Origin of the sequence: Evansella halocellulosilytica, from assembly GCF_002335745.1 — a bacterium.
Classification (GTDB): Bacteria; Bacillota; Bacilli; order Bacillales; family Salisediminibacteriaceae; genus Bacillus_CA; species Bacillus_CA halocellulosilytica.
On the sequence record NZ_NIST01000001.1, the window covers coordinates 3,861,166 to 3,883,350 of the forward strand.

The 22,185-nt window shown below is 38.3% G+C and carries 15 protein-coding genes and 1 pseudogene; 1 reads left to right on the forward strand and 15 read right to left on the reverse strand.

Annotated features, from left to right (window positions below; translation table 11 throughout):
* Window positions 1-49: 49 nt before the first annotated feature.
* From CD001_RS18340 to rny, 11 genes are all read right to left on the reverse strand, one after another.
* On the reverse strand, window positions 50-1,108 hold the full coding sequence (locus CD001_RS18340; protein WP_096189050.1) for a putative amidoligase domain-containing protein: 1,059 nt from the start codon (window positions 1,106-1,108) through the stop codon (window positions 50-52).
* Window positions 1,109-1,210: 102 nt separating this feature from the next.
* Complete coding sequence (locus CD001_RS18345) at window positions 1,211-1,783, reverse strand: outer spore coat protein CotE (protein WP_096189051.1); 573 nt, start codon at window positions 1,781-1,783, stop codon at window positions 1,211-1,213.
* Window positions 1,784-2,537: 754 nt separating this feature from the next.
* Entirely contained in the window at window positions 2,538-2,960 is a 423-nt protein-coding gene (locus tag CD001_RS18350; RefSeq protein ID WP_096189052.1) for a RicAFT regulatory complex protein RicA family protein, read from the reverse strand.
* Window positions 2,957-4,507 (reverse strand): tRNA (N6-isopentenyl adenosine(37)-C2)-methylthiotransferase MiaB, encoded by a 1,551-nt coding sequence (gene miaB / locus CD001_RS18355; RefSeq protein WP_096189053.1) that lies wholly within the window; start codon window positions 4,505-4,507, stop codon window positions 2,957-2,959. The genes CD001_RS18350 and miaB overlap by 4 nt, the downstream gene beginning before the upstream one ends.
* 532 nt (window positions 4,508-5,039) lie before the next feature.
* Window positions 5,040-6,215 (reverse strand): glycine C-acetyltransferase, encoded by a 1,176-nt coding sequence (locus CD001_RS18360; protein WP_096189054.1) that lies wholly within the window; start codon window positions 6,213-6,215, stop codon window positions 5,040-5,042.
* Window positions 6,216-6,329: 114 nt separating this feature from the next.
* The gene (gene tdh, locus CD001_RS18365; protein ID WP_179298813.1) at window positions 6,330-7,370 is read right to left on the reverse strand and encodes an L-threonine 3-dehydrogenase; all 1,041 of its coding nucleotides are present in this window, start codon (window positions 7,368-7,370) and stop codon (window positions 6,330-6,332) included.
* A 306-nt stretch (window positions 7,371-7,676) separates the two neighbouring features.
* Window positions 7,677-8,543, reverse strand: a complete 867-nt coding sequence (locus tag CD001_RS18370) for a 2-oxoacid:ferredoxin oxidoreductase subunit beta (RefSeq protein WP_096189055.1) — start codon at window positions 8,541-8,543, stop codon at window positions 7,677-7,679.
* A gap of 2 nt (window positions 8,544-8,545) precedes the next feature.
* A complete protein-coding gene (locus tag CD001_RS18375; protein ID WP_096189056.1) occupies window positions 8,546-10,285 on the reverse strand; it encodes a 2-oxoacid:acceptor oxidoreductase subunit alpha in 1,740 nt (579 codons plus the stop codon).
* A 533-nt stretch (window positions 10,286-10,818) separates the two neighbouring features.
* Complete coding sequence (locus tag CD001_RS18380) at window positions 10,819-11,079, reverse strand: stage V sporulation protein S (protein WP_096189057.1); 261 nt, start codon at window positions 11,077-11,079, stop codon at window positions 10,819-10,821.
* A gap of 156 nt (window positions 11,080-11,235) precedes the next feature.
* The gene (locus CD001_RS18385; protein ID WP_096189058.1) at window positions 11,236-12,030 is read right to left on the reverse strand and encodes a TIGR00282 family metallophosphoesterase; all 795 of its coding nucleotides are present in this window, start codon (window positions 12,028-12,030) and stop codon (window positions 11,236-11,238) included.
* A 183-nt stretch (window positions 12,031-12,213) separates the two neighbouring features.
* Window positions 12,214-13,770, reverse strand: a complete 1,557-nt coding sequence (gene rny, locus CD001_RS18390; RefSeq protein ID WP_407081149.1) for a ribonuclease Y — start codon at window positions 13,768-13,770, stop codon at window positions 12,214-12,216.
* Between the two features lie 826 nt (window positions 13,771-14,596).
* On the opposite strand from rny, the pseudogene CD001_RS27380 reads away from it, so the two are divergent.
* Window positions 14,597-17,119 (forward strand): annotated as a pseudogene (locus CD001_RS27380) (IS1182 family transposase).
* A gap of 79 nt (window positions 17,120-17,198) precedes the next feature.
* Here the strand turns inward: CD001_RS27380 and recA are convergent.
* From recA to pgsA, 4 genes are all read right to left on the reverse strand, one after another.
* Window positions 17,199-18,251, reverse strand: a complete 1,053-nt coding sequence (gene recA, locus CD001_RS18400) for a recombinase RecA (RefSeq protein WP_096189060.1) — start codon at window positions 18,249-18,251, stop codon at window positions 17,199-17,201.
* A 230-nt stretch (window positions 18,252-18,481) separates the two neighbouring features.
* Window positions 18,482-20,062, reverse strand: coding sequence for a DEAD/DEAH box helicase (locus CD001_RS18405; protein WP_096189061.1), 1,581 nt, complete (start codon window positions 20,060-20,062; stop codon window positions 18,482-18,484).
* A 143-nt stretch (window positions 20,063-20,205) separates the two neighbouring features.
* Window positions 20,206-21,447, reverse strand: a complete 1,242-nt coding sequence (locus CD001_RS18410; RefSeq protein WP_096189062.1) for a competence/damage-inducible protein A — start codon at window positions 21,445-21,447, stop codon at window positions 20,206-20,208.
* 17 nt (window positions 21,448-21,464) lie between these two features.
* Window positions 21,465-22,043: a CDP-diacylglycerol--glycerol-3-phosphate 3-phosphatidyltransferase gene (gene pgsA, locus CD001_RS18415; protein WP_096189063.1), complete on the reverse strand. Its 579-nt coding sequence runs from the start codon at window positions 22,041-22,043 to the stop codon at window positions 21,465-21,467.
* Window positions 22,044-22,185: the final 142 nt, after the last annotated feature.

The window sequence follows — 22,185 nt, forward strand, 5'->3', positions numbered from 1 at the left end:
TTGAACAATCTCTATAACGGGTCTATTATAACATACGTCGCTACGTTTATTAATCTAGTTTGTTCTGTTTCAACCATGCGAAGAAGTTGTCCGCACGTTGTCGTACAATGGGACTGCTAGACCGCTTTAGCTGTAAAAATTGATGAACAGTTTCTTTCCATAACACCGATCTGCCTCCATCATAATACGCTTTAATAACACGTTTATTTAACGAATCTCTAATTGAAATGTTCTGAAAAAAGACCGTTTCGATCCATTCAAAAAATGCTCTTCCTTCACGAATATAGTGATACCATGAAGGAAGAGTCCGATATTCAAACCCGTTAAATCGATTCAAACGAACAGATCCTAACCTGCCGAAAGAATCTCTGCGCCTCACATCTTTTTCATCACTTATCGCTGCTAGCGGAATAGCAAGAAGCTGATCTAGTTGCTGAATTAATTGGTTGGATGGCTTTTTGTTTGAAATATGTAAGTGCCCTCCTAAAAAAAAGCGTCCGAAAGGATGACCATTTGAAACGACGGATAAGTTGTTTGAAGATAACTTTCTCTCCAATTTTCCCTGCAAATGTAAACATTCATTGTAAAGGTCGTTTCCCGTCTTTACCGGTTTTGTCCGAAGTTCAATAATAGGGTGAGAAAAAGAATTTCCTTTGCGGACTAACGTACGATCTGTACCGATCCTCTGTCCGTCGTCTTTCCTCATCGGTAATGAAGCAAATTTGTTTGTTTCAGCATTTTTTATCATAATTTCAAGATCAGAGCCTAGAAGCACCGCACCTTTTGTATCGCATATTCGTGCTGCTGACCGTGTGAAATCTTCAGTAACAGAAATAATGCTAATATCTTTTCCAAGTCGCTGTAAATGAACGGAAAAATAACGTATTCGTGCATAATATGCAGCTTGAACACCAATATCTAATAACTCTTGTCCTAAATAAAAGGACGTAAGTTGTTCAACTGTTATTTCTTTGAAATCCGCTTGGAAAGACTCCTTTATACGAATACGATCCGGAACAAATTCAACACCGGAAATCATTAATTGAAACGCATTTTTCATAGGTTCTTTCGTTTTTAGCTTGTGTACAATCCAGGGCTCGAGTTCCATTCTTTTCCTCCCTTCATATCATGAAATACGGGTACTATGTTCGTAACTAGAAATTCGAAAGAAAAGAAATAAGGAAGAAGAGACGTCTTCTTCCCGCTCTAGTTATTCTTCTAAATCACCCATGAGGAAGTTCGGATCAAGGTCTTCAAACTCTTCATCTTCTACATCATAATCCCAAACTTTTTCATCCCAGTCATCGCTAATACCATCAGGATTAACATATACACACACTTTCGTCTCCCCAATCACTTCAACGAGGAACTCTCTTTCGACTTGAATGTCAACGTCTGTTCCATTCGTTGCAATTGTTGCTTCAAGTGTGTTCGGTTGTTGAATTGCACGAGCAATTACTTCCAACTCTTCAGACAAAACATTTTTGTCTTGCATTGCAAGCGGTACGATGTCTGTGTACGCCACTGTTTCTGTCGCTACGTTTGTCTTCGTATTATTGCTGTATGAATACCATATATTGATGTCATATTTCCCTTGAACCTCTATGGCATCACCTTTTTTGGTTGCATCATATTTGTGATTTATGATCCAACAACCTAAAATACTAGTCGGTTTTTGTGCAGGAGATATGGAATGACTAGCTTGAGAAAATTTTCTACCTTTTCCACATACGGCTTTCGTTATAATCTCTCTGTAATTTAGCTCTCTGTCTGCTGGTGACATGCTTTTCCCTCCTCAAACAATTATTGACGCTCAGCAAACGAACCCATTAAATCAAGACGGTTTCAATTGCATGATATGCATGACAAATGACTAGTGTGAATGAAATAACTGACTACTCTACCCTATGATAGTGAGTAATGAATAGTTCCGATAAACCTAGATTTTTTTTATACTATCAAGATTTAATAATAAAAAGGCGATAGTATAACTTTCACTAAGGTTTCTGCCATCGGATATGGCGATCAGCAAGTTTGTTTAGAAAAATTAGATCTGTCCCCTTTCCTAATCATTACTTCCTTTACTAGATAGGCAAGAAAGTATAAATATAGTTTGGTTCGTTCCCCAGCTACTGCTTTTCGAGATTCTTTGTAAACCCTTTGAATCTCACTGTCATGCAGCGCCAGCAAATAAAAATAGAGCGATGATCATTTCATTTTCTAAAACAGTATTTAGTCTCAAATGAGTCATATTCTTTAGTGAAGTAATAAGCATTTGAGACCGTGGCAACAATTCTTATGATGACTCGTCAGAGGTGAAAAGGATGAATGGAATTATGACGTTTGCTAAATCTTAATCCATAGTTCAATTATGTATATGTATTCAAGACGAGGTTCATGAATGAGATTTTTGATTTTCTTTTATCTATTTCTAATTTGGTACGTGAAATAATATAAGAAGCTTTGCATGACGGTTTATTAGGGTAAAAAACTGCCCCAAAACGCTTGTAGATGTTTCGGGACAGTTTGCTTATTTATTAACAGCCATTGTTTAGAGGATTTTTCTTTGTCGTGCCTTGGAGGGGATCTCCACCCGTTGATTCAATAATTTTATTTGTGACTGTGTTTGAAATTGTAGTACTCACGAGTTGAAGCAAGCTATTCACGTCTGTTTGAGATTGTTTAAATTCTCTTACTAACGGAATGTTATCAAGTTCATCTTGTAAAGCATCAATTTTATCTTCCACTGCTTTTAAAGCTTCGTGCTTTTCATAATGCTTCAAATTCACAGCTTCTTTTTGCAGTGACTTTATTTGGCCGATAATCTCTTGTACTTTCAAATGATCATTGATTTGCAGTTCTGCCCGTTTAAAAAAGTCTACTTCTTCTGTTTCGGCAATCATATTCGCTAATTCTTTCGCCTTCTCTTTCACTTCTGCTTTTGTATATAATTTTGTCATGAGCTTGTCACCTCTGCAGTTTCTACAACATGACCATCTAAAGACCATGTTTTCGCTTCTGTTATTTTTACGTTCACTAATTGCCCGATTGCCGATTTAGGTGCTCTTAAATTAACAAGTCGGTTCGTTCGAGTACGTCCCGTCAATACGTCAGGATTCTTTTTACTCTCGCCTTCCACTAACACTTCCACTACTTGACCTTCATATGGCTTATTCTTTTTCGCTGCCAAGTCATTAACAACTTCATTTAGGCGGCGTAAACGATCCTTTTTTACTTCCATCGGAATGTTATCTTCCATCTTAGCAGCTGGTGTACCATCACGCGGGGAGTAAATGTACGTAAAGGCTGTATCATACTCCATTTCTTTTACAAGTGATAGTGTATCTTCAAATTGTTCCTCTGTTTCATTTGGAAAACCAACGATAATGTCAGTCGTAAATGATGCATGAGGAATCTTTTCTTTTATTTTGTTTGCAAGTTCAACATAGTGCTCACGAGTATACTTTCGAGCCATTAATTTCAGTACGTCACTATTCCCACTTTGTACTGGCAAGTGAATATGTTCGACCAAGTTCCCACCTTTTGCAAGTACATCAATTAAGTGATCATCAAAATCACGTGGGTGACTAGTCGTAAAGCGAACTCGTGGAATATCAATCTTACGAATTTCATCCATTAAATCGCCTAATCCATAATCCATATCAACTAAATCTTTTCCGTACGCATTTACATTTTGTCCAAGTAACGTAATTTCTTTATATCCGTTTCGGGCAAGGTGGCGAACTTCTTCAATAATATCTTCTGGGCGGCGGCTGCGTTCTTTTCCGCGTGTATATGGAACGATACAATACGTACAGAATTTGTCACAACCGTACATAATATTGACCCAGCCTTGAATTTTACCTTTACGTGCACGAGGCATGTTTTCAATTATGTCGCCTTCTTTAGACCAAACTTCAATGACCATTTCTTTATTAAAAATCGCATTTTTAATTAAAGTAGGTAATCTGTGAATGTTGTGTGTACCGAAAATTAAATCGACTTGCTGATGCTTTTCGAGAATTTTATTTACGACAGACTCTTCTTGTGACATACAGCCGCATACACCTAGTATTAATTCCGGACGCTCACGCTTTAACGTTTTTAAGTGACCGATTTCACCAAAAACTTTATTTTCGGCATTTTCGCGGATCGCACACGTATTTAAGAGAATAATATCTGCATCGTCTGTTTCTGTCGTCGATTCAAAACCCATGTTCATTAAAATACCTGCCATGTTTTCAGAATCATGTTCATTCATTTGACAGCCGTATGTGCGAATTAAAAACTTCTTCCCTATCCCTATTCCTTGCATATCTTCAGGAATATCAAAATCATAATGAATTTCTACATCCTCTTTTCCGCGTTTTTTTGCTTGTTTTAAATTTGGAGGAATATAGGTCGTTTGAAAATATTGAGAATAATCCTTTTTCTGTACGGATTTTTTGTCCGCAGATAAAGAATTATCAGAAGCTTGAGTTTGCATTTTTCGTTGTTCTTCATTCATGTATATCGCTGCTCCTTTAATATTTCGTTAATTAGGATGTTCAAAGTTTTAGAGAATCGATACTCTTTTAAACATGAGAGGCTTTGTCATTTCACACCTATTCTTACGTGGAAAAACAATTTCCCACAACTGTTTAGTATAAAGAATTTTTTACCGTTTCACAATAGATGGGGCAAATCAATTGTGACAATACTTAAAATCACTAGGAGCTGCTCATGATAGACCGGGAAGTTGATTGAAAGAATTCCTTGCTTTTTTAAGAAAAGCGCAAACGACCTCGAGCGAGTGCCGCTGCCTCTTCCTCTTCTAGCATCGCTCTGTGGTTATATCCGTCAACTGTGCAATACGCAAATCGTTAGAACAGATCTTCGGCTAAAACCCCCGCGTCCTACGGGAACGCCGAAGTCCCCACATCCGTGTGGAAGCTCGTGATGTAAATGCTCTTTAGAGCTAGACAACTATCCATGAGAAAAATGATATACTTTCTTATTTTTGTAAAAAGACGATGGATTTCATCCACCGTCTTCTAGCATTAAATAATCTCAAGTTCTTTACCTGCTTTTTCAAATGCGTCTAATGCTTCCTGTAAAAGCTCTTTCGTATGGTCTGCAGTCACGATCGTTCGAACACGTGCTTGACCTTTCGGAACTGTAGGGAAAGCGATTCCTTGAGCAAATACTCCATATTGTAAAAGCTTGTCTGATAATTGATGCGCTTTTGCACCGTCACCTATAATGACTGGTGTGACAGGTGTTTCACTTTTACCTGTATCAAAGCCAAGTGCGTGAAGGCCATCTTTAAAGAATTTTGTATTTTCCCATAAACGGTCAATTCGTTCTGGTTCCTCAAGTAAAATATCAATCGCTTCTGAGCAAGCAGCTGTTACCGCTGGCGGATGGGATGTACTGAATAAGAACGGTCTGCCTTTATGAATAAGATAGTCTCTGACAGTTTGAGTACTTGCAATATATCCACCGAGTACACCGATTGCTTTACTTAATGTACCGACTTGAATATGAACACGACCGTTTAAATCGAAGTGATCAACAGTACCTCGACCATTTCGACCTAATACACCGCTCGCATGAGCGTCGTCTACCATAATGAGTGCATCATATTTTTCACATAGCTCGACAATCTCAGGAAGAGGAGCAATGTTACCGTCCATTGAGAACACACCATCTGTTACGACTAGACGCTTTCGGTATTGCTGTGTATCTTTTAATGCTTCTTCTAAGCTTTCCATATCAACGTGTTTATAAATTTTACGCGCTGCTTTAGTTAAACGAATCCCATCTATAATGGATGCATGGTTTAGTTCGTCAGAAATAACGACATCTTCTTTCGTTAAAATAGAAGATAAAATTGCCTGATTTGCGGTAAAACCAGATTGTAGCACTAACGTTGCTTCTGTATGCTTGAACTCTGCTAGTTTCTTTTCGAACTGTTCGTGCATGGAAAATGTTCCAGCAATTGTTCGAACAGAACCTGTACCTGCTCCGTATTTTTCAACAGCTTTTAATGCTGCTTCTTTCATACGAGGGTGTGTAGTCAAGCCTAAATAGTTGTTTGAAGAGAGTTGAATGACTTCTTTTCCGTTAATCGTTACTTTAGCACCTTGATCAGATTCTAATGGTACGAGAGAACGAAATACCCCTTCCTCTTTCATTTCATTTAATTCTTCTTGTAAATATTCAAAGCCCTTCATTCATGTTTCCTCCCATTTTACATTTTTACATTCAGCTCTGTTCACTCTTGTTGCTAAAATCAACATTCACATTATAACAGTGCCTAACATTTTTAAGAAAGTTTTCTTCACAACTTAAGGGTGTAATACCACTTTCCCACATGCACCTTTAATCATTAAATCGAACCCTTTTTCGAACTCTTCTAGTGAAAAATGGTGAGTGATCATTGGTTTCACGTCAACTTGGCCAGATTCAAGTAATCCAGATACTTGCTGCCATGTTTCATACATACGCCGTCCTGTTATCCCTTGAACAGTAATACCTTTAAATACGATATCGTTTGTAACATCGATTTCTACCGGCTTTACAGGGAGACTTAAAATAGAGACTCTTCCTCCATTTGTAACCATTTTAAAACCTTGATCCATTGCAACTGGATGTCCGCTCATTTCACAGACGACATCAACACCTTGACCTTTAGTCAATTTGTTTACAACAGAGAGCGGGTTTTCGTTCATTGAATTAACGACAGTCGTTGCTCCCATATTTTTTGCTAACTCCAGTCGATAATCATTTAAGTCAAAAGCAATAACTTGTGATGCACCTGCTGCTTTTGCAACACCAACTGCCATAATACCAATCGGTCCACAGCCAATAACCGCTACTGTTTTACCGACAACATCACCTGCTAGTACGGTGTGTACAGCATTTCCCATTGGCTCTTGAACACTAGCGACATCAAAAGGTAGTTCAGGGTCGTTTTTCCACATATTCTCTGCTGGCAGTGCCACATACTCGGCAAAACATCCATCACGATCTACTCCAATAATTTCTGTATTCGCACAAATATGCGCTTGCCCTGTTAAACATTGCGGACAATGGCCACAAACGATATGGGTTTCCGCAGATACATGGTCACCTACTTCTACATTATTAACGAGTTTTCCTTTTTCTACAACGACTCCAGAAAACTCGTGACCAAAAACGTAAGGAGGATTTACACGGCTTTGGGACCATTCATCCCAAGCATAAATATGAACATCTGTACCACAGATGGAAGTAGCTTTCACTTGAATTAATACTTCTTGGTCCCCAATCGTCGGGACAGGGACTTCTTTTAAAGTAGCGCCTGGTGCACGCCCTTCTTTAACGATCGCTTTCATCATTTTTGTCACTGTGCTTCACGCCTTCCAATTATAATAAACTAATAATCTTTGTAAGCATTTACATTTACAAAAGATAGCAAACTTAAACTATGTTTATTTTAGCATGATCTTTTGTTCTCGTAAACAGAACAGTCCATCTCACGTATACAAAATGGTTTAAGTAAGCGCTTCCATTTTCGCGCAAGAGATCTTACGAATACAACCCTTAAAGGTTTATTTTCACACAGGCATAGCCTGTGGTTTACAAAGAATATAATAAAAATGGGCTGCCCTCAAAATACTAGGACAGCCCATTCATTTGATTTAGTTCTTTGATTACATAAATTCAGAAACTAACTTGTTAAATTGCTCTTCTTCGAGCTCAAGCGACTGATCGGAAAGAGGTTCATCTTTATACCCTTTTACTAAGGAGTCATAAGATGGTTTCTCTTTATCTTGGTAAATGAGACCTGTCACTAAGCCATTGTAATTCATTAATGTATTCATAGCTTTCGTACGATCATGTGGATCATAATCATCGACCTCAGCTAAAGATGTTAAGTTTTCTTTAAACCAGTCATACGTATTTACTTTATTAAATGTGACACACGGGCTAAATACATTGATTAATGAAAAGCCTTTATGGTTGATCCCTTGTTCGATGAGTGATGTTAACTCTTTTAAATCTCGTGAAAAACTTTGTGCGACAAATCCAGCACCAGAGGAGATCGCTAATTCCATAACATTTAATGCAGACTCAATTGCACCGTCTGGTGTACTTTTCGTTTTAAAGCCCATGTCACTTCGAGGTGATGTTTGACCTTTCGTTAACCCATAAATTTGATTATCCATCACAATATACGTGACATCAATATTTCTGCGAATAGCATGTACCGTATGACCCATTCCAATTGCAAAACCGTCACCGTCTCCTCCAGATGCAATGACAGTAAGGTCACGATTTGCCATTTTCACTCCTTGAGCAATCGGTAAAGATCTTCCGTGAATACCGTGGAACCCGTAAGAATTAATATACCCTGATATTCTACCAGAACATCCGATACCAGACACGACAGCTAAATCTTCAGGTACAACCCCGACATTTGCAGCAGCTCTTTGAATTGCCGCTTGTACTGAAAAGTCACCACACCCAGGACACCAGTTAGGCTTCACATTATTTCGAAAGTCTTTGAATGTGGCCATTTTTAAAACAACTCCTTACATTGTTGATAAATTTCTTTTGGTAAAAATGGGTTTCCGTCGTATTTTAAGACCGATTGTATATGAGGGTAACATAAGTTCATTTTTACGAGCTGAGATAATTGACCAGTTGCATTGTTCTCTACAACGACAACTTTTTTCGCTTTTTTAATCATACTTTCCACTTCTTCAGTCGGGAATGGATGTAATAATCTGACTTGGCCGTGATTGACTTTCAATCCGTCTTTTTCTAAACGTGGAATTGCTTCTTGAATCGTCCCGCGTGTAGAATTAAATCCTAATATTAATAAATCGGCTTCATCGTGCTTTTCATCTTTATAAACCGGTGTTGGAAAGTGTTTAACTAATGTGGATAGCTTTCTCATTCGTTTATCCATTTGCTCTTTTCGATTCACTGCACTTTCAGACGGTTTGCCCTGCTCATTATGTTCTACACCTGTTACATGGTGTAATCCATTTTTTGTCCCAGGCAAGACACGCTGAGAGATCCCATCATCTGTTAAAGCATACCGCTTATAATATTCTTTATTTTCTTGTTCGGGTAAGTCATTTAATTCAAGTTTTCCTCTGCGGATTTCCACTTTACTAAAGTCTAACGGTTCGACTGTTTGTTTTCCCAATGAGAGAGCTAGATCAGTCATAATAATAACCGGAACTTGATATTCTTCTGCAATGTTAAATGCTTCTACTGTATCGTAAAAAGCTTCTTCTACCGTAGACGGTGCAAAAACAACTTTCGGAATCTCACCGTGAGTACCGAAAATCATTGCTAGAATATCAGATTGTTCTTGTTTTGTCGGTAAACCAGTACTTGGACCGCCCCTTTGTGTATCTACAACAACGAGTGGTGTTTCTGTCATTCCACTTAAACCGATCGCTTCCATCATTAATGACAATCCCGGACCTGCTGAAGCAGTTAATGATCGAACACCTGTGTAATTGGCTCCGATAGCCATTGTACATGCGGCGATTTCATCTTCTGTCTGAATGACTGTTCCACCGTACTCAGGCAATTTCTTAATTAAATATTCCATAATTTCAGAAGCAGGCGTTATCGGGTAAGCTGGCATAAATCTCGCCCCGCCAGCTAGAGCTCCTAAAGCTACCGCATCGTTACCAATCATAAACATCCGGTTTTCCCCGTCTGCTTTTGCTAGTTGAAAATCTCCTATTGCGCCTTCTGATTCTTTCAAAAAGTAATTCATTCCTTCTTCAATCGCCAACATGTTTTTCTCAACGACAGATGCACCTTTTTTTGAAAAAATTTGTTCAACAACAGACTTAAAAGCCTCAGCTTTTATCCCTAATAAAGCTCCAGAAGCTCCAACTGCGACCATATTTTTCATTAATGAGGTCCCTAATTCAGATGCAATTTCTGTGAACGGAACTGAAAATAAGATAGCATTACTTCCTTCTGGTAAAATCGGTGAGAACTTACTGTCCCCAATAATGACTCCCCCTGCTACTAGCTCATGATGGTTAACATCAATCGTTTCTTGATCAAATGCCACAAGGATATCTAAATCATCAGAAATTGAATTAGTGGGTGCTGTACTTACACGAATTTTATTATTCGTATGCCCCCCTTTAATTCGAGATGAAAAGTGGCGATATCCATATAAATAATAGCCTAGTCGATTCAGCGCGGTAGAAAATATTTCTCCCGTACTTTCAATTCCCTCACCTTGCTGTCCGCCAACTTTCCATGAAAGTTGATTGATCATGTTTTCCTCCACCCCTTCTAATCTAGCAATACTACAATCTCTCACATGTGAATGTGAACACATTCATTTGCATGTTTATCCAACCTATTACTGTTAGAACCGATCAGTTTTTCAGTGTTTTAATGAACCTTGATTTTTCACCGAACACTGCAAAACGGCTTTAATAAACAGAAATAAAAGTAAAAGTACACATGGATGATATATGATTCTTGTTGAAGCATTTACCTTCAAATTATCTGTTTTAGCAATCTTATTGTACCACATTTTTCAACCGTACTTAAAGCTCGAAATTCCCTCTATATTGACGATTGATATGCACACTCCTTTATTATATTCGAAGTTTCATACAGTTGATTGGACTTTACATATCCATTGCCATTAAATAAAAATGGTCCGAAAGATAGAATGAGGGGATGTCCTATTTTTTCACAAAGGTTTTTATCCTTCTTTGTTGCTATTTAATTATTGCAATTATAACCATTCTTATCCGAAAGAAAAGAACCTGCTAAATGATAAGAGCAGGTTCAACTTTTTTATCGAGGTTCAACAATTAATTTAATCGCTGTACGCTCATCACCATCAATTTGAATGTCTGTAAATGCTGGGATGCAAACGAGATCAATCCCGCTTGGAGCAACAAACCCTCTAGCTATAGCAATTGCTTTAACCGATTGGTTTAGTGCCCCTGCACCTATGGCTTGAATCTCTGCAGCTCCCCTTTCACGAATGACTCCAGCTAAAGCACCGGCAACAGAATTAGGATTGGATTTTGCTGAAACTTTTAATACTTCCACTTCAGTACCTCCTTATTGGATTAAATGGTGGTTTATAAGTCATATCTACATAGCGAAATAGAAACCTCTATTACGTCTATGATGATAATGAGCAGACTGATTAGTGTATTTGTTCCTCTTTTTGTATATATTCAAAACATTAACTTTTTATGATGTTTAATCAAAAAATGGGCGATCCTCATTGATTGATATTCTTTGAATTGATTCAGCATCACCACTTTTACTATTTACATTTATAATGACTCCATTACATTGTACCCGACCTTTAGCTACTTCAAACCTTGCTGGTAAATTTGTCAAAAATCGATTTACGATCACTTCTCGTTCCATGCCTAATATACCATCATACGGGCCTGTCATTCCAACGTCCGATAAATATGCCGTTCCTTTAGGTAGTATACGCTCATCTGCCGTTTGCACGTGTGTATGAGTTCCAATTACAGCAGAAACTTGACCATCTAAAAACCAGCTGACTGCTTGTTTTTCACTCGTTGCTTCAGCATGAAAGTCGATAAAAATAATCGGTGTTGATTTCTTTACTTCATTTACGATCGATTCTAATTTACGAAATGGGCAATCATTGTCATTCATAAATACTCTGCCTTGTGCATTCACAACTGCCACTTTTTGGTTGCCTACTTTTTTAATTAAAAATCCTTTACCTGGTATTCCTTCCGGGAAATTGGCCGGTCTGACGAGATCGTCAACATCATCAATAAAATCAAAAATTTCTTTTTTATCCCAAGCATGGTTACCAAGTGTAATAACGTCAGCACCACATTGCTTGATTTCATGATAAATCTTATCAGTAATCCCTTTACCTCCAGCAGCGTTTTCCCCATTTACAATCGTTAAATCTGGTCGGTGTTTACTTTTTAATTTCGGTAAATACTCCTTTAAAGCATTTCTGCCTGGCGATCCAACAACATCACCTATAAACATGATTTTCATTATTAATAGCTCCTTTTAATCATAAAAATGATAAGTCCACATCATATGTTTTAACGTATACGATTATAAATATGTATAACTCAATTTGAATATAGTATAAGGCAAGTTCGTATCCTATAAACGTTTAAATAAAGATTAGATCAAGTCATTTTATGTATAAAAATAAAGTGGCAATTTGCCACTTTATTTTGCATACTCAACTGCCCTTGTTTCACGAATGACGGTTACTTTAATGTGCCCAGGATAATCGAGCTCCTCTTCAATTTTCTTTGTAATCTCTCGAGCGAGTCGATACGAATCTTCATCATTAATGAAGTCAGGCTTCACCATTATACGTACTTCACGACCTGCTTGAATTGCATATGTTTTTTCTACACCTTCAAACGACTCAGAAATTTCTTCTAGCTTCTCAAGTCGTTTAATGTAAGTTTCTAGTGTTTCACGGCGGGCACCTGGCCTTGCTGCCGATAAGGCATCCGCTGCAGCTACTAACGTTGCAATAACAGATGTTGCTTCTGTATCTCCGTGATGGGAAGCGATACTGTTAATTACCACTGGATGTTCTTTATATTTTGTTGCGAGTTCAACACCAATTTCAACATGACTTCCTTCAACTTCATGATCAATTGCTTTCCCTAAATCATGTAAAAGTCCTGCTCTACGTGCAAGTTGAACATCTTCACCAAGTTCAGAGGCCATCAAGCCAGCAAGGTGGGCAACTTCCATGGAATGTTTAAGCACATTTTGACCATAACTTGTACGGAATTTCAAACGACCTAATATTTTTATAAGGTCAGGATGCAAATTGTGAATTCCCATTTCAAAAGTCGTCTGTTCACCATATTCACGGATCATTTCGTCTACTTCTCTTCTAGACTTGTCCACTGTCTCTTCTATTCGAGCAGGGTGAATACGTCCATCTTGAACAAGTTTTTCGAGTGTTGTTTTTGCAATTTCACGGCGAATCGGGTCAAATCCAGACAATATGACGGCTTCAGGTGTATCATCGATTATTAAATCGATTCCTGTTAATGTTTCAAGTGCACGTATATTACGCCCTTCTCGACCGATGATTCGACCTTTCATTTCATCGTTAGGTAAGTTAACAACAGATACGGTCGTTTCAGCTACGTGATCAGCAGCACAACGTTGAATAGACAATGATAAGATTTCTTTCGCTTTCTTATCAGCCTCTTCTTTTGCTTTCGTAACGGCATCTTTAATCATTATTGCTTTCTCATGGATTAGTTCATCTTCCATCGTTTTCATAATGATTTCACGTGCTTCGTCTTTCGTAAAGCCAGAAATACGTTCTAATTCTTGTTTTTGTTCTTTAAGCAACTCCTCGACTTTGCTATTCATCTCGTCGATTTCTTTTTGACGTTTTGACAATTCATCTTCTCTTTTTTCGAGAGACTCTTCCTTTTTGTCTAACGTTTCACTTTTACGGTCCAATACTTCTTCTTTTTGAACTAATCGATTTTCCTGCTTTTGAACATCGTTTCGGCGGTCGCGAACTTCACGCTCTGCTTCCATACGGATTTTATGAGCTTCATCTTTCGCTTCCAAAACCGCTTCCTTTTTACTGGAATCTGCTTCTCGCCGAGCATCTTCTATCGTTTGACGTGCCAGCTGCTCCGCACTGGAGATTTTGGCTTCTGCGATGGATTTGCGAACGAAGTATCCGATCAAGAAAACGATTACTGCAGTGAATAGCAAAATGAGGATTTGAACGATCAGGCTATCCAAGACTGATTCACCTCCTCATGCTATTTCTTGTTGGAACTAGTTTCATTTGTTTCTTCGTTTTCATTTAGCTGTGTTAAAATTACTGTTGTTTTGCCCGTGTCGGAAAATTTATTAAGCACTTGTCACCGAGCTTTTTTGTTAACTTTAGCGTCAATCATAAAGTTACATCATACTATACCTTTACGTATAATGTCGGAATTTGCACTAATAATATCAATACGAACAATCAACAGCCACCTATAACAGAGCCTTCATATTACAAAATTATGCATACATCCAGCACAGCTCATACAGTATGAGTATGGTTAAGGCAGTATTCTTTCTAATTGTATGCTTCATATGTAACAATGTCAAGCATTGGTAAGATTGATACACCTAATCTGTTATACCGTTTCAACATTTTCAGAGAATACGATGACTTTTGCTCTAGTTAAATACTTTAAACCTTTTAGGTTAGTTGACACAATGGTTAAAAATAACGTAAAAAATAAGCACTTTATTGTGCTCCAGGCTGTTGAGAAAGTTTTCTCAACAGCCTTTTTTTTTAAAGAAAAGTATGATATCTCACGATCTCATCCCTCCCGGCGGACGCTTTCCATGGGGCTTGTCTTCAACTAATTCTGACTCAGCGAAGCATCCTCAGAATGGATTTTCAGACTGCGCTGATCCCATTGGAGTCGCCGCCTTTCGTTCTTCAATCAACCTAGAACATCCATCGTTTCCTATTTAGAAATGATGGTTATTTTTTCATCAGTTTTATCTGATTATTCAGGTAAATATAGTATAATATAGATAAAACCACTCGTGAGGTGAGCGTGTGTTACGCCCCATTCGTGCAAAACAAGTTGAACTCGAAATGGTCTCTATCGATCAGTTAGTCCCAGACGACCACTTACTAAGAAAAATTGATGCCACAATTGATTTTTCCTTCATATATGACAAAGTAAAACCTTACTACAGTGAAGATAACGGTCGCCCACCAATTGATCCGGTTATGCTTTTTAAAATGCTGTTTATTGGATACCTTTACGGTATCCGATCTGAAAGACAGTTAGAAAAAGAAATTGAGACAAATATTGCTTATCGATGGTTTTTAGGATTAAGTCTAACTGATTCGGTTCCTCACCATTCCACCATAAGCTTCAATCGGCATAAACGGTTTAAAGAAACAGACTTTTTCAAGAGATATTTGATGAGACCGTTCTTCTGGCTATGCAGCATCGTATGGTTGGCGGGAGAGCTCTATTTACTGATTCTACCCACCTTAAAGCCAACGCAAATAAGCGGAAATTCACTAAGAAGACGGTTCAAGTTGAAACACGCGTGTACATAGAAGATCTAAATAAAGCGGTTGAGGAGGATCGAAAAGCACATGGAAAAAAGCCCTTACCGGAAAGAGATAAAAGAAAAAGAGATTAAAGTCAGTACGACAGATAAAGAAAGCGGCGATATGTTCAGGGATGGAAAGCCCGAAGGGTTCTTTTATTTAGACCATCGGACAACAGACATGAAATTTAATATTATTACTGATGTTCATTTAACACCAGGAAATATCCATGATTCCCTGCCGTATTTAAATCGACTGGACCGTCAGATAAAGACATTTGGTTTCAATGTGCAAGCTGTCGGATTAGACGCGGGCTACTTAACCATTCCCTTATGTAAAGGGTTAGAAGATCGCCATATTATGGGGGTTATCGCACATCGCCGCTTCATACCTAAAAAGGGGTATTTGCCAAAGTGGAAATTTACCTATAACAAAGAGACGGATACTTATACATGCCCTAATGGTAGCACCTTATCTTACGCTACAACGAACCGCGAAGGCTATCGTTAATACCATTCAAACCCTGCAGAATGTGTAAACTGTCCCCTGCTTAACCAATGTACGAAAGCCAAAAATCATAAAAAAGTTCTCACAAGGCATGTATGGGAAGACAGTGTTCGGATGATGTGGCTGGCGCAAGGGTATGAACCAAGCTACCGTACGATCAACCGTTTTAGGGTACACCATGAAGTCCAAGAATTACTACGTCAGTGTTTCGTTCAATTCCGTTGTCAGCTGGTTAAAGAAAAGGTGATTGAAGATGAATCGATCTTCATCGATGGCACAAAGATTGAGGCAAATGCAAATAAGTTTACGTTTGTCTGGCGTAAATCCGTTGAAAGGTACAGCACCCGTTTAGTTGAGAAATCCAATCAACTCTATGAGGAACTTCTAGAACATGAGATCATTCCTGCAATAGAACGGGATAGCCAAAAAGAACTGTCTAACAAGGAGCTCGAAGAGGTCGTTCAGAAGTTGGATGAAACCATTGAAGGTTACGATAACCGGATTGAAACGACTCAAGACACACAGAAACGAAAACAACTTCGCTCAGAACGGAAAGCACCTAAACAGTACCGTAAAAAGTTCAAGGATTTTGCCGCGCGTAAACAAAAATACAAGCAGGATCTTGCGACCCTGGGAGATCGAAACAGCTATTCCAAGACAGACCATGATGCCACGTTTATGCGGATGAAAGATGACTACATGAAGAATGGTCAACTGAAAGCCGGATATAATCTTCAAATTGCAACCGAAGGACAATATACGCTCGCTTATGACATATTTCCAAATCCAACTGATACTCTGACGTTGATCCCTTTTTTGAATACAATTGAAAAAGGTTTCTTTTCGTTGCCATCATTTATCGTTGCGGATGCCGGTTATGGCAGCGAACAGAATTATGATGATGTGTTAAACAACCGCCAACGGATGCCACTCATCACCTACAGCATGTATCGAAAAGAGAAGAAAAAAGCGTATAGAAACAATGCTTTTAACGTAGCCAATTGGCATTTTGATCAGGAGGGTGAAACATTTATCTGTCCAAATGGTAAGAGAGTAAATTTCCGGTATACTTCGAATAAGACAGATAAAGCAGGGTTTCAACGCACGTTTAAGGTTTATGAATGTGAAGACTGTTCCGAGTGTCCCTTGCGGGCACAATGTACAAAGGCCAAAGAGGGAAATAACCGAAAGGTTTATTACAATGAAAAATGGGAGAACCAAAAAGCTTATATTCGTGAAGTGCTTTCGGAACAGAAAACAGGCGAGATTTACGGGAAACGTAAAATCGATGTCGAGCCAGTCTTCGGGTTTCTGAAGGCTAATTTGCATTTCACCCGAACGTCGGTGAGAGGCAAAAAGAAGGTAAAAAATGAATTAGGATTTGCACTTATGGCGGTGAACTTGAGAAAGTACACCGCCCGACAGTCTCATCAACCTATTTTAGGTCAACAAAACGGTGCCAACTATCGAAAAGCGATAATTGACACCGTTTTTTACTTAATTTGAGACTGTTTTGTCCCAGCCCCTTCTCGACAATCTGAAGCACTTTATTGTGCTTATTTTTTACGTATATAGTGTGTTCCTTTTATTTTAAGTCTAACGATAAGTCTTCCTGCTCATCAACCTGGTCTTCTGCAGGTATTTCCTTTGGTGAATCCAACTCGTGGTATTCGCGAATCTGTCTTTCAATCGTACTTGTGAGGTCAGCATTCTCTTTTAAAAATTGCTTCGCATTCTCTCGCCCTTGGCCAAGGCGCTCACCGTCGTAAGAATACCAAGCACCGCTCTTTTGGACAATATCAAGATCCGCTGCGATATCAATAAGTGAGCCTTCGCGCGAAATTCCTTCACCATACATAATATCAACTTCTGCTGTTTTAAAAGGAGGCGCAACTTTATTCTTTACAATTTTAATTTTTGTTTTGTTCCCGATCATATCATTTCCTTGTTTCAACGTCTCAGCACGTCGAACTTCAAGACGGACAGAGGAATAGAATTTTAAAGCGCGACCGCCGGGAGTCGTTTCAGGGTTTCCAAACATTACGCCGACTTTTTCACGGATTTGGTTAATAAATACAGCAATCGTTTTTGATTTGTTCACAGCCCCAGACAGCTTTCTTAATGCCTGTGACATTAATCGAGCTTGCAGTCCGACATGACTGTCGCCCATTTCCCCTTCAATTTCCGCTTTCGGTACTAAGGCAGCAACGGAATCGATAACAATCATATCTACCGCTCCACTTCTTACGAGCGCTTCCGCTATTTCAAGTGCTTGTTCTCCAGTATCAGGTTGAGATAGTAAGAGCTCATCAATATTTACCCCTAGTTTTTGTGCGTAAACTGGATCTAATGCATGTTCTGCATCAATAAATGCCGCTTGTCCGCCATTTCGTTGAATTTCTGCAATTGCGTGTAATGCTACGGTCGTTTTACCAGAAGATTCTGGTCCATAAATCTCAACAATTCTCCCTCTCGGATAGCCGCCAACTCCTAATGCGATATCCAGTGCCAATGCTCCGCTGGAGACAGTCGAGACACGCTGATCTGTCTGTTCACCAAGCTTCATAATGGACCCTTTACCAAACTGCTTTTCTATTTGACGCAATGCCATATCTAATGCTTGTTTTCGTTCTGACATTTATCTCTCTCCTTTATGTATATAAAGTGGTAGTACTTTTTGTTTTTGTCTACGTATATCTTAACTCTTTTTATTCTATTTGCCAATAGATTTGCAAACATTCGTTCGTATTTTTTATCATATACATGTAAAATTGCAAATAAAAGCTGACTTTAACCGACAATGCTCTTACAAACGCACGTCCTTGAAAGAGCTGCCGGTTACAGCCAGCGTGAATATAATTATTTATTTTATTTTCTTTTCGGTCTAGGCTTTGCAGGCTCTAGGTTAATCCTTGCTCCGTTCAATCGTGAATATTTAAGTCCTTCATATACAAAAGGCGCTACTTCTTCTGGAACTTCAAGGAAGGTGAAGTTATCAAAAATATCAATTCGACCAATAGCTTTTTGAGAAATTCCGACTAACTGGGATACTTCTTCTACGATTTTTTTCGGTGTTAATTCGACGTTACGTCCAACATTAATAAAGAAACGGGTCATACCTTTTTGTGCACCTGTATCTCCGAAATCGTATCCATCATCATCAAGGTCTGTATGACTGTAAAATGCTAGCTTCATTAATGAAGAAATAATTTCCTTAGGCGGGTGGTCCTCTAATAATTCATTGACTAGGTCATCATAAAGGTTTACTTCTTCATTTTCTCCCATTAAATCAATAATCTGCTTTTTCCACGTATGTTGTTGTTTCTCAACAACTTCTTCTACAGAAGGAAGACCTTGAGTTGGAATAGACATCTTAATTTCTGATTCAATCGAACGTAAATGTTTCATTTCTCTTGGTGTAACTAGAGTGAGAGCAAATCCTTCACGCCCAGCTCTACCTGTTCGGCCGATTCGGTGTACATAGCTCTCCGGGTCTTGAGGAATATCGTAATTAATGACATGTGATACGTTATCAACGTCAATTCCTCTTGCTGCAACATCTGTCGCAATTAGAAATTCAATCGATGAGTCACGGAACTTCTTCATTACTCCATCACGCTGGGATTGAGTTAAGTCTCCATGTAAACCATCGGCCATATAGCCTCTTGCCTGAAGTGCTTCTGTTAATTCTGCTACCCCTTTTTTCGTGCGGCAGAAAATAATTCCTAAATCAATCGTTTCACTATCTATAATCCGACATAAAGAATCAATCTTATTTTTCTCTAACACTTTATAATACACTTGATTAATTGAAGGAGCTGTTACTTCGCCTTTACTAATCGTAACCTGCTTCGGCTGTTTCATATATTTATTTGAAAGTTTTCGGATAGGCGGCGGCATTGTCGCTGAAAAGAGAAGCGTTTGACGCTCACGGTTTACCTGGTGCAAAATCTTTTCAATATCATCTATGAAGCCCATATCAAGCATTTCATCAGCTTCATCTAATATGAGTGTATGAATTTGCTGAAGCTTTAATGTACCACGGTTTAAATGATCAAGTACTCGACCAGGTGTTCCGACAACGACTTGTACACCACGTTTTAAAGCACGAATTTGGTGACCAATTGATTGTCCGCCATAAATCGGTAATGTTTGAACTTTTTTATACTTTGATAGCTTTTGTAATTCTCCAGCTACTTGTATGGCTAACTCCCTTGTCGGAGTAAGTATTAATGATTGGATATTTCGTGTATCTTTAACATGTTCTAGAAGCGGTATCCCAAAAGCAGCCGTTTTCCCTGTCCCTGTTTGAGCCTGACCAATTACGTCAACACGCTTCAAGATTTCAGGAATTACTCGCTCTTGAATTGGAGAAGGGGCTTCAAACCCCATATCTTTAATTGCTTTTTTAATATCATTTGAGATTTGAAAGTCTTCAAATTTCATCATTTATTCATCCACCTTTTTAATTGTCTTATATCATAATAGTCACGTGGATACGTTTCATTTTTCCTCCACTAATATCGACTAACTGTCACAGTTGTGAAATAGCATGAAAACATTTTTCATACGAAAATATTGATTAATAGTTATTATGAGTCCTTCCGTAACCATTTTAACAGATTATAAAGTCCATACTTAACAGAACGCTCACGAATCACAGAACGATGACCTGCTAGATGCAATTCAAAAGATGTAGTTTCATCTTTTGACGATAATCCTATGTAGACTAATCCTGGTGATTTTTTCTCGGCTTCTTTTGGCCCAGCAACACCAGTGAAACTAACAGCGAGGTCACTTCCGGTTTTTATTCTAGCTTTGTCAGCCATTTCTTTTGCACACTCATGACTTATCGCTCCATGCGTATTTAAAAGTTCTTCGGAAACACTAAGTTGCTCCTGCTTCAACTTATTAGTGTAAGTAACAAGCCCTCCCACGAAACATTCACTTGCTCCGCTTACAGAAGTCATCTCAGCAGCAAACAAGCCCCCAGTTAAGCTTTCCGCAGATGACAACGTTAAATTCTTTTTTCGTAATTCTGCAATAACTGATTCACGTAGCGAACCATCACCAGTTCCATAAAAATACTGACCCACTCGACGTACAATCGTTTTTTGCAGATCGTCTAACATTTTTTTGTTGTTCATTTCATTCGAACCTTTAACTGTTAGCCTCAATGTCACCTCTCCATCAGAAGCAAGTGGTGCAATCGTTGGGTTTTCTTGTTTTTCTATAAGGTTATCAAGGATATCAACTAATTTTGATTCACCTATATCAAAAAAACGAAGGATACGAGATTGTATTTGTTCAGTTTTTGTGAATCGCTCGTTTATAAGAGGAATGCATTCATTTTCAAACATTGGGATCAGTTCTTTCGGAGGTCCTGGCAACATTATAATCGCTGATCCCTCATGCTTCAAAAACATGCCGCACGCTAAGCCGAAATTGTTAGCGATAATTGTTGACCCTTCAATCACTAACGCTTGTTTTCGATTATTAGCAGTCATTTCTTTCTCTCGTTCTTGAAAATAGCGGGTAATTTTCTGCTCAGTCGATTCATCATAGATCAATCGCCTGTCTAACAGTTTAGACAATGTTTCTTTCGTTAAATCATCTTTTGTCGGACCGAGTCCACCTGTAGTAATGACAAGGTCTGACCGATTGATTGCTGTATGTAGTACATCATGAAGTCGTTCCATATTATCACCTACAACAGTATGGTGATAAACATTGATCCCTAATTGGTTTAACTGCTTTGACAAATATGTTGCATTTGTATTATCAATTTGTCCAAGCAGTAACTCTGAACCTACTGCAACAATTTCAGCGTTCATCTATTCTCCACCCTTATTTACTTCGTTTGTTGAAAGACATGCATATTCTTTAAGAAATAATCGATTCCAGACCATACAGTGAGCACAACTGTTACGTAAACCATTAACGTATCGAATGGAATGTTTATTAATTCAAATATTATATTATGCAGCATTATCGCTGCTGCTGCAACGATTTGACTAACTGTTTTCCATTTGCCCCATTTACTGGCAGCAATGACAACTCCCTCACCTGATGCAACTAATCGAAGTCCTGTAACTGCAAATTCTCGTGTTAAAATTAACACCGCTGCCCAAGCAGGAAACATATCGATTCCGACTAATGAAACAAATGCAGCAGTAATGAGAAGCTTGTCTGCTAATGGGTCTAAAAATTTCCCCATATTTGTTACAAGGTTAAACCTTCTTGCATAGTATCCATCAAGCCAGTCTGTAGACGCTGCAATGATAAAAATGATCGCAGCAATAAAATGATGTAACGGAATTTCCGCACCAAATAAATCAATTGTTCCCCACTGAAAAGGACCAATTAATAAAATCATAAATGCAGGGATTAAAAAAATTCGAGATATTGTAATCTGATTTGGTACGTTCACAGTATTCCTCCTTGTAATCGTTAAAGACAATTATTTTATACTATAAGAATTTATAAAACAATTCGCCGTCACTTTAAAGTTAGGTTAAGAAAGATTTTACATTCTAAACTGTATTTTTTCCAGAAGCTTCATAAGCTTTATT

What these genes read in the sequence shown, in the direction of transcription:
- CD001_RS18370 (WP_096189055.1), bottom strand. Translation starts at nt 8,543, where the DNA reads ATGGCCACATTCAAAGACTTTCGAAATAATGTGAAGCCTAACTGGTGT.
- CD001_RS18385 (WP_096189058.1), bottom strand. Translation starts at nt 12,030, where the DNA reads ATGAAAATCATGTTTATAGGTGATGTTGTTGGATCGCCAGGCAGAAAT.
- CD001_RS18350 (WP_096189052.1), bottom strand. Translation starts at nt 2,960, where the DNA reads ATGACAAAATTATATACAAAAGCAGAAGTGAAAGAGAAGGCGAAAGAA.
- recA (WP_096189060.1), bottom strand. Translation starts at nt 18,251, where the DNA reads ATGTCAGAACGAAAACAAGCATTAGATATGGCATTGCGTCAAATAGAA.
- CD001_RS18375 (WP_096189056.1), bottom strand. Translation starts at nt 10,285, where the DNA reads ATGATCAATCAACTTTCATGGAAAGTTGGCGGACAGCAAGGTGAGGGA.
- CD001_RS18405 (WP_096189061.1), bottom strand. Translation starts at nt 20,062, where the DNA reads ATGATGAAATTTGAAGACTTTCAAATCTCAAATGATATTAAAAAAGCA.
- CD001_RS18410 (WP_096189062.1), bottom strand. Translation starts at nt 21,447, where the DNA reads ATGAACGCTGAAATTGTTGCAGTAGGTTCAGAGTTACTGCTTGGACAA.
- miaB (WP_096189053.1), bottom strand. Translation starts at nt 4,507, where the DNA reads ATGAATGAAGAACAACGAAAAATGCAAACTCAAGCTTCTGATAATTCT.
- CD001_RS18360 (WP_096189054.1), bottom strand. Translation starts at nt 6,215, where the DNA reads ATGAAGGGCTTTGAATATTTACAAGAAGAATTAAATGAAATGAAAGAG.
- CD001_RS18345 (WP_096189051.1), bottom strand. Translation starts at nt 1,783, where the DNA reads ATGTCACCAGCAGACAGAGAGCTAAATTACAGAGAGATTATAACGAAA.
- CD001_RS18340 (WP_096189050.1), bottom strand. Translation starts at nt 1,108, where the DNA reads ATGGAACTCGAGCCCTGGATTGTACACAAGCTAAAAACGAAAGAACCT.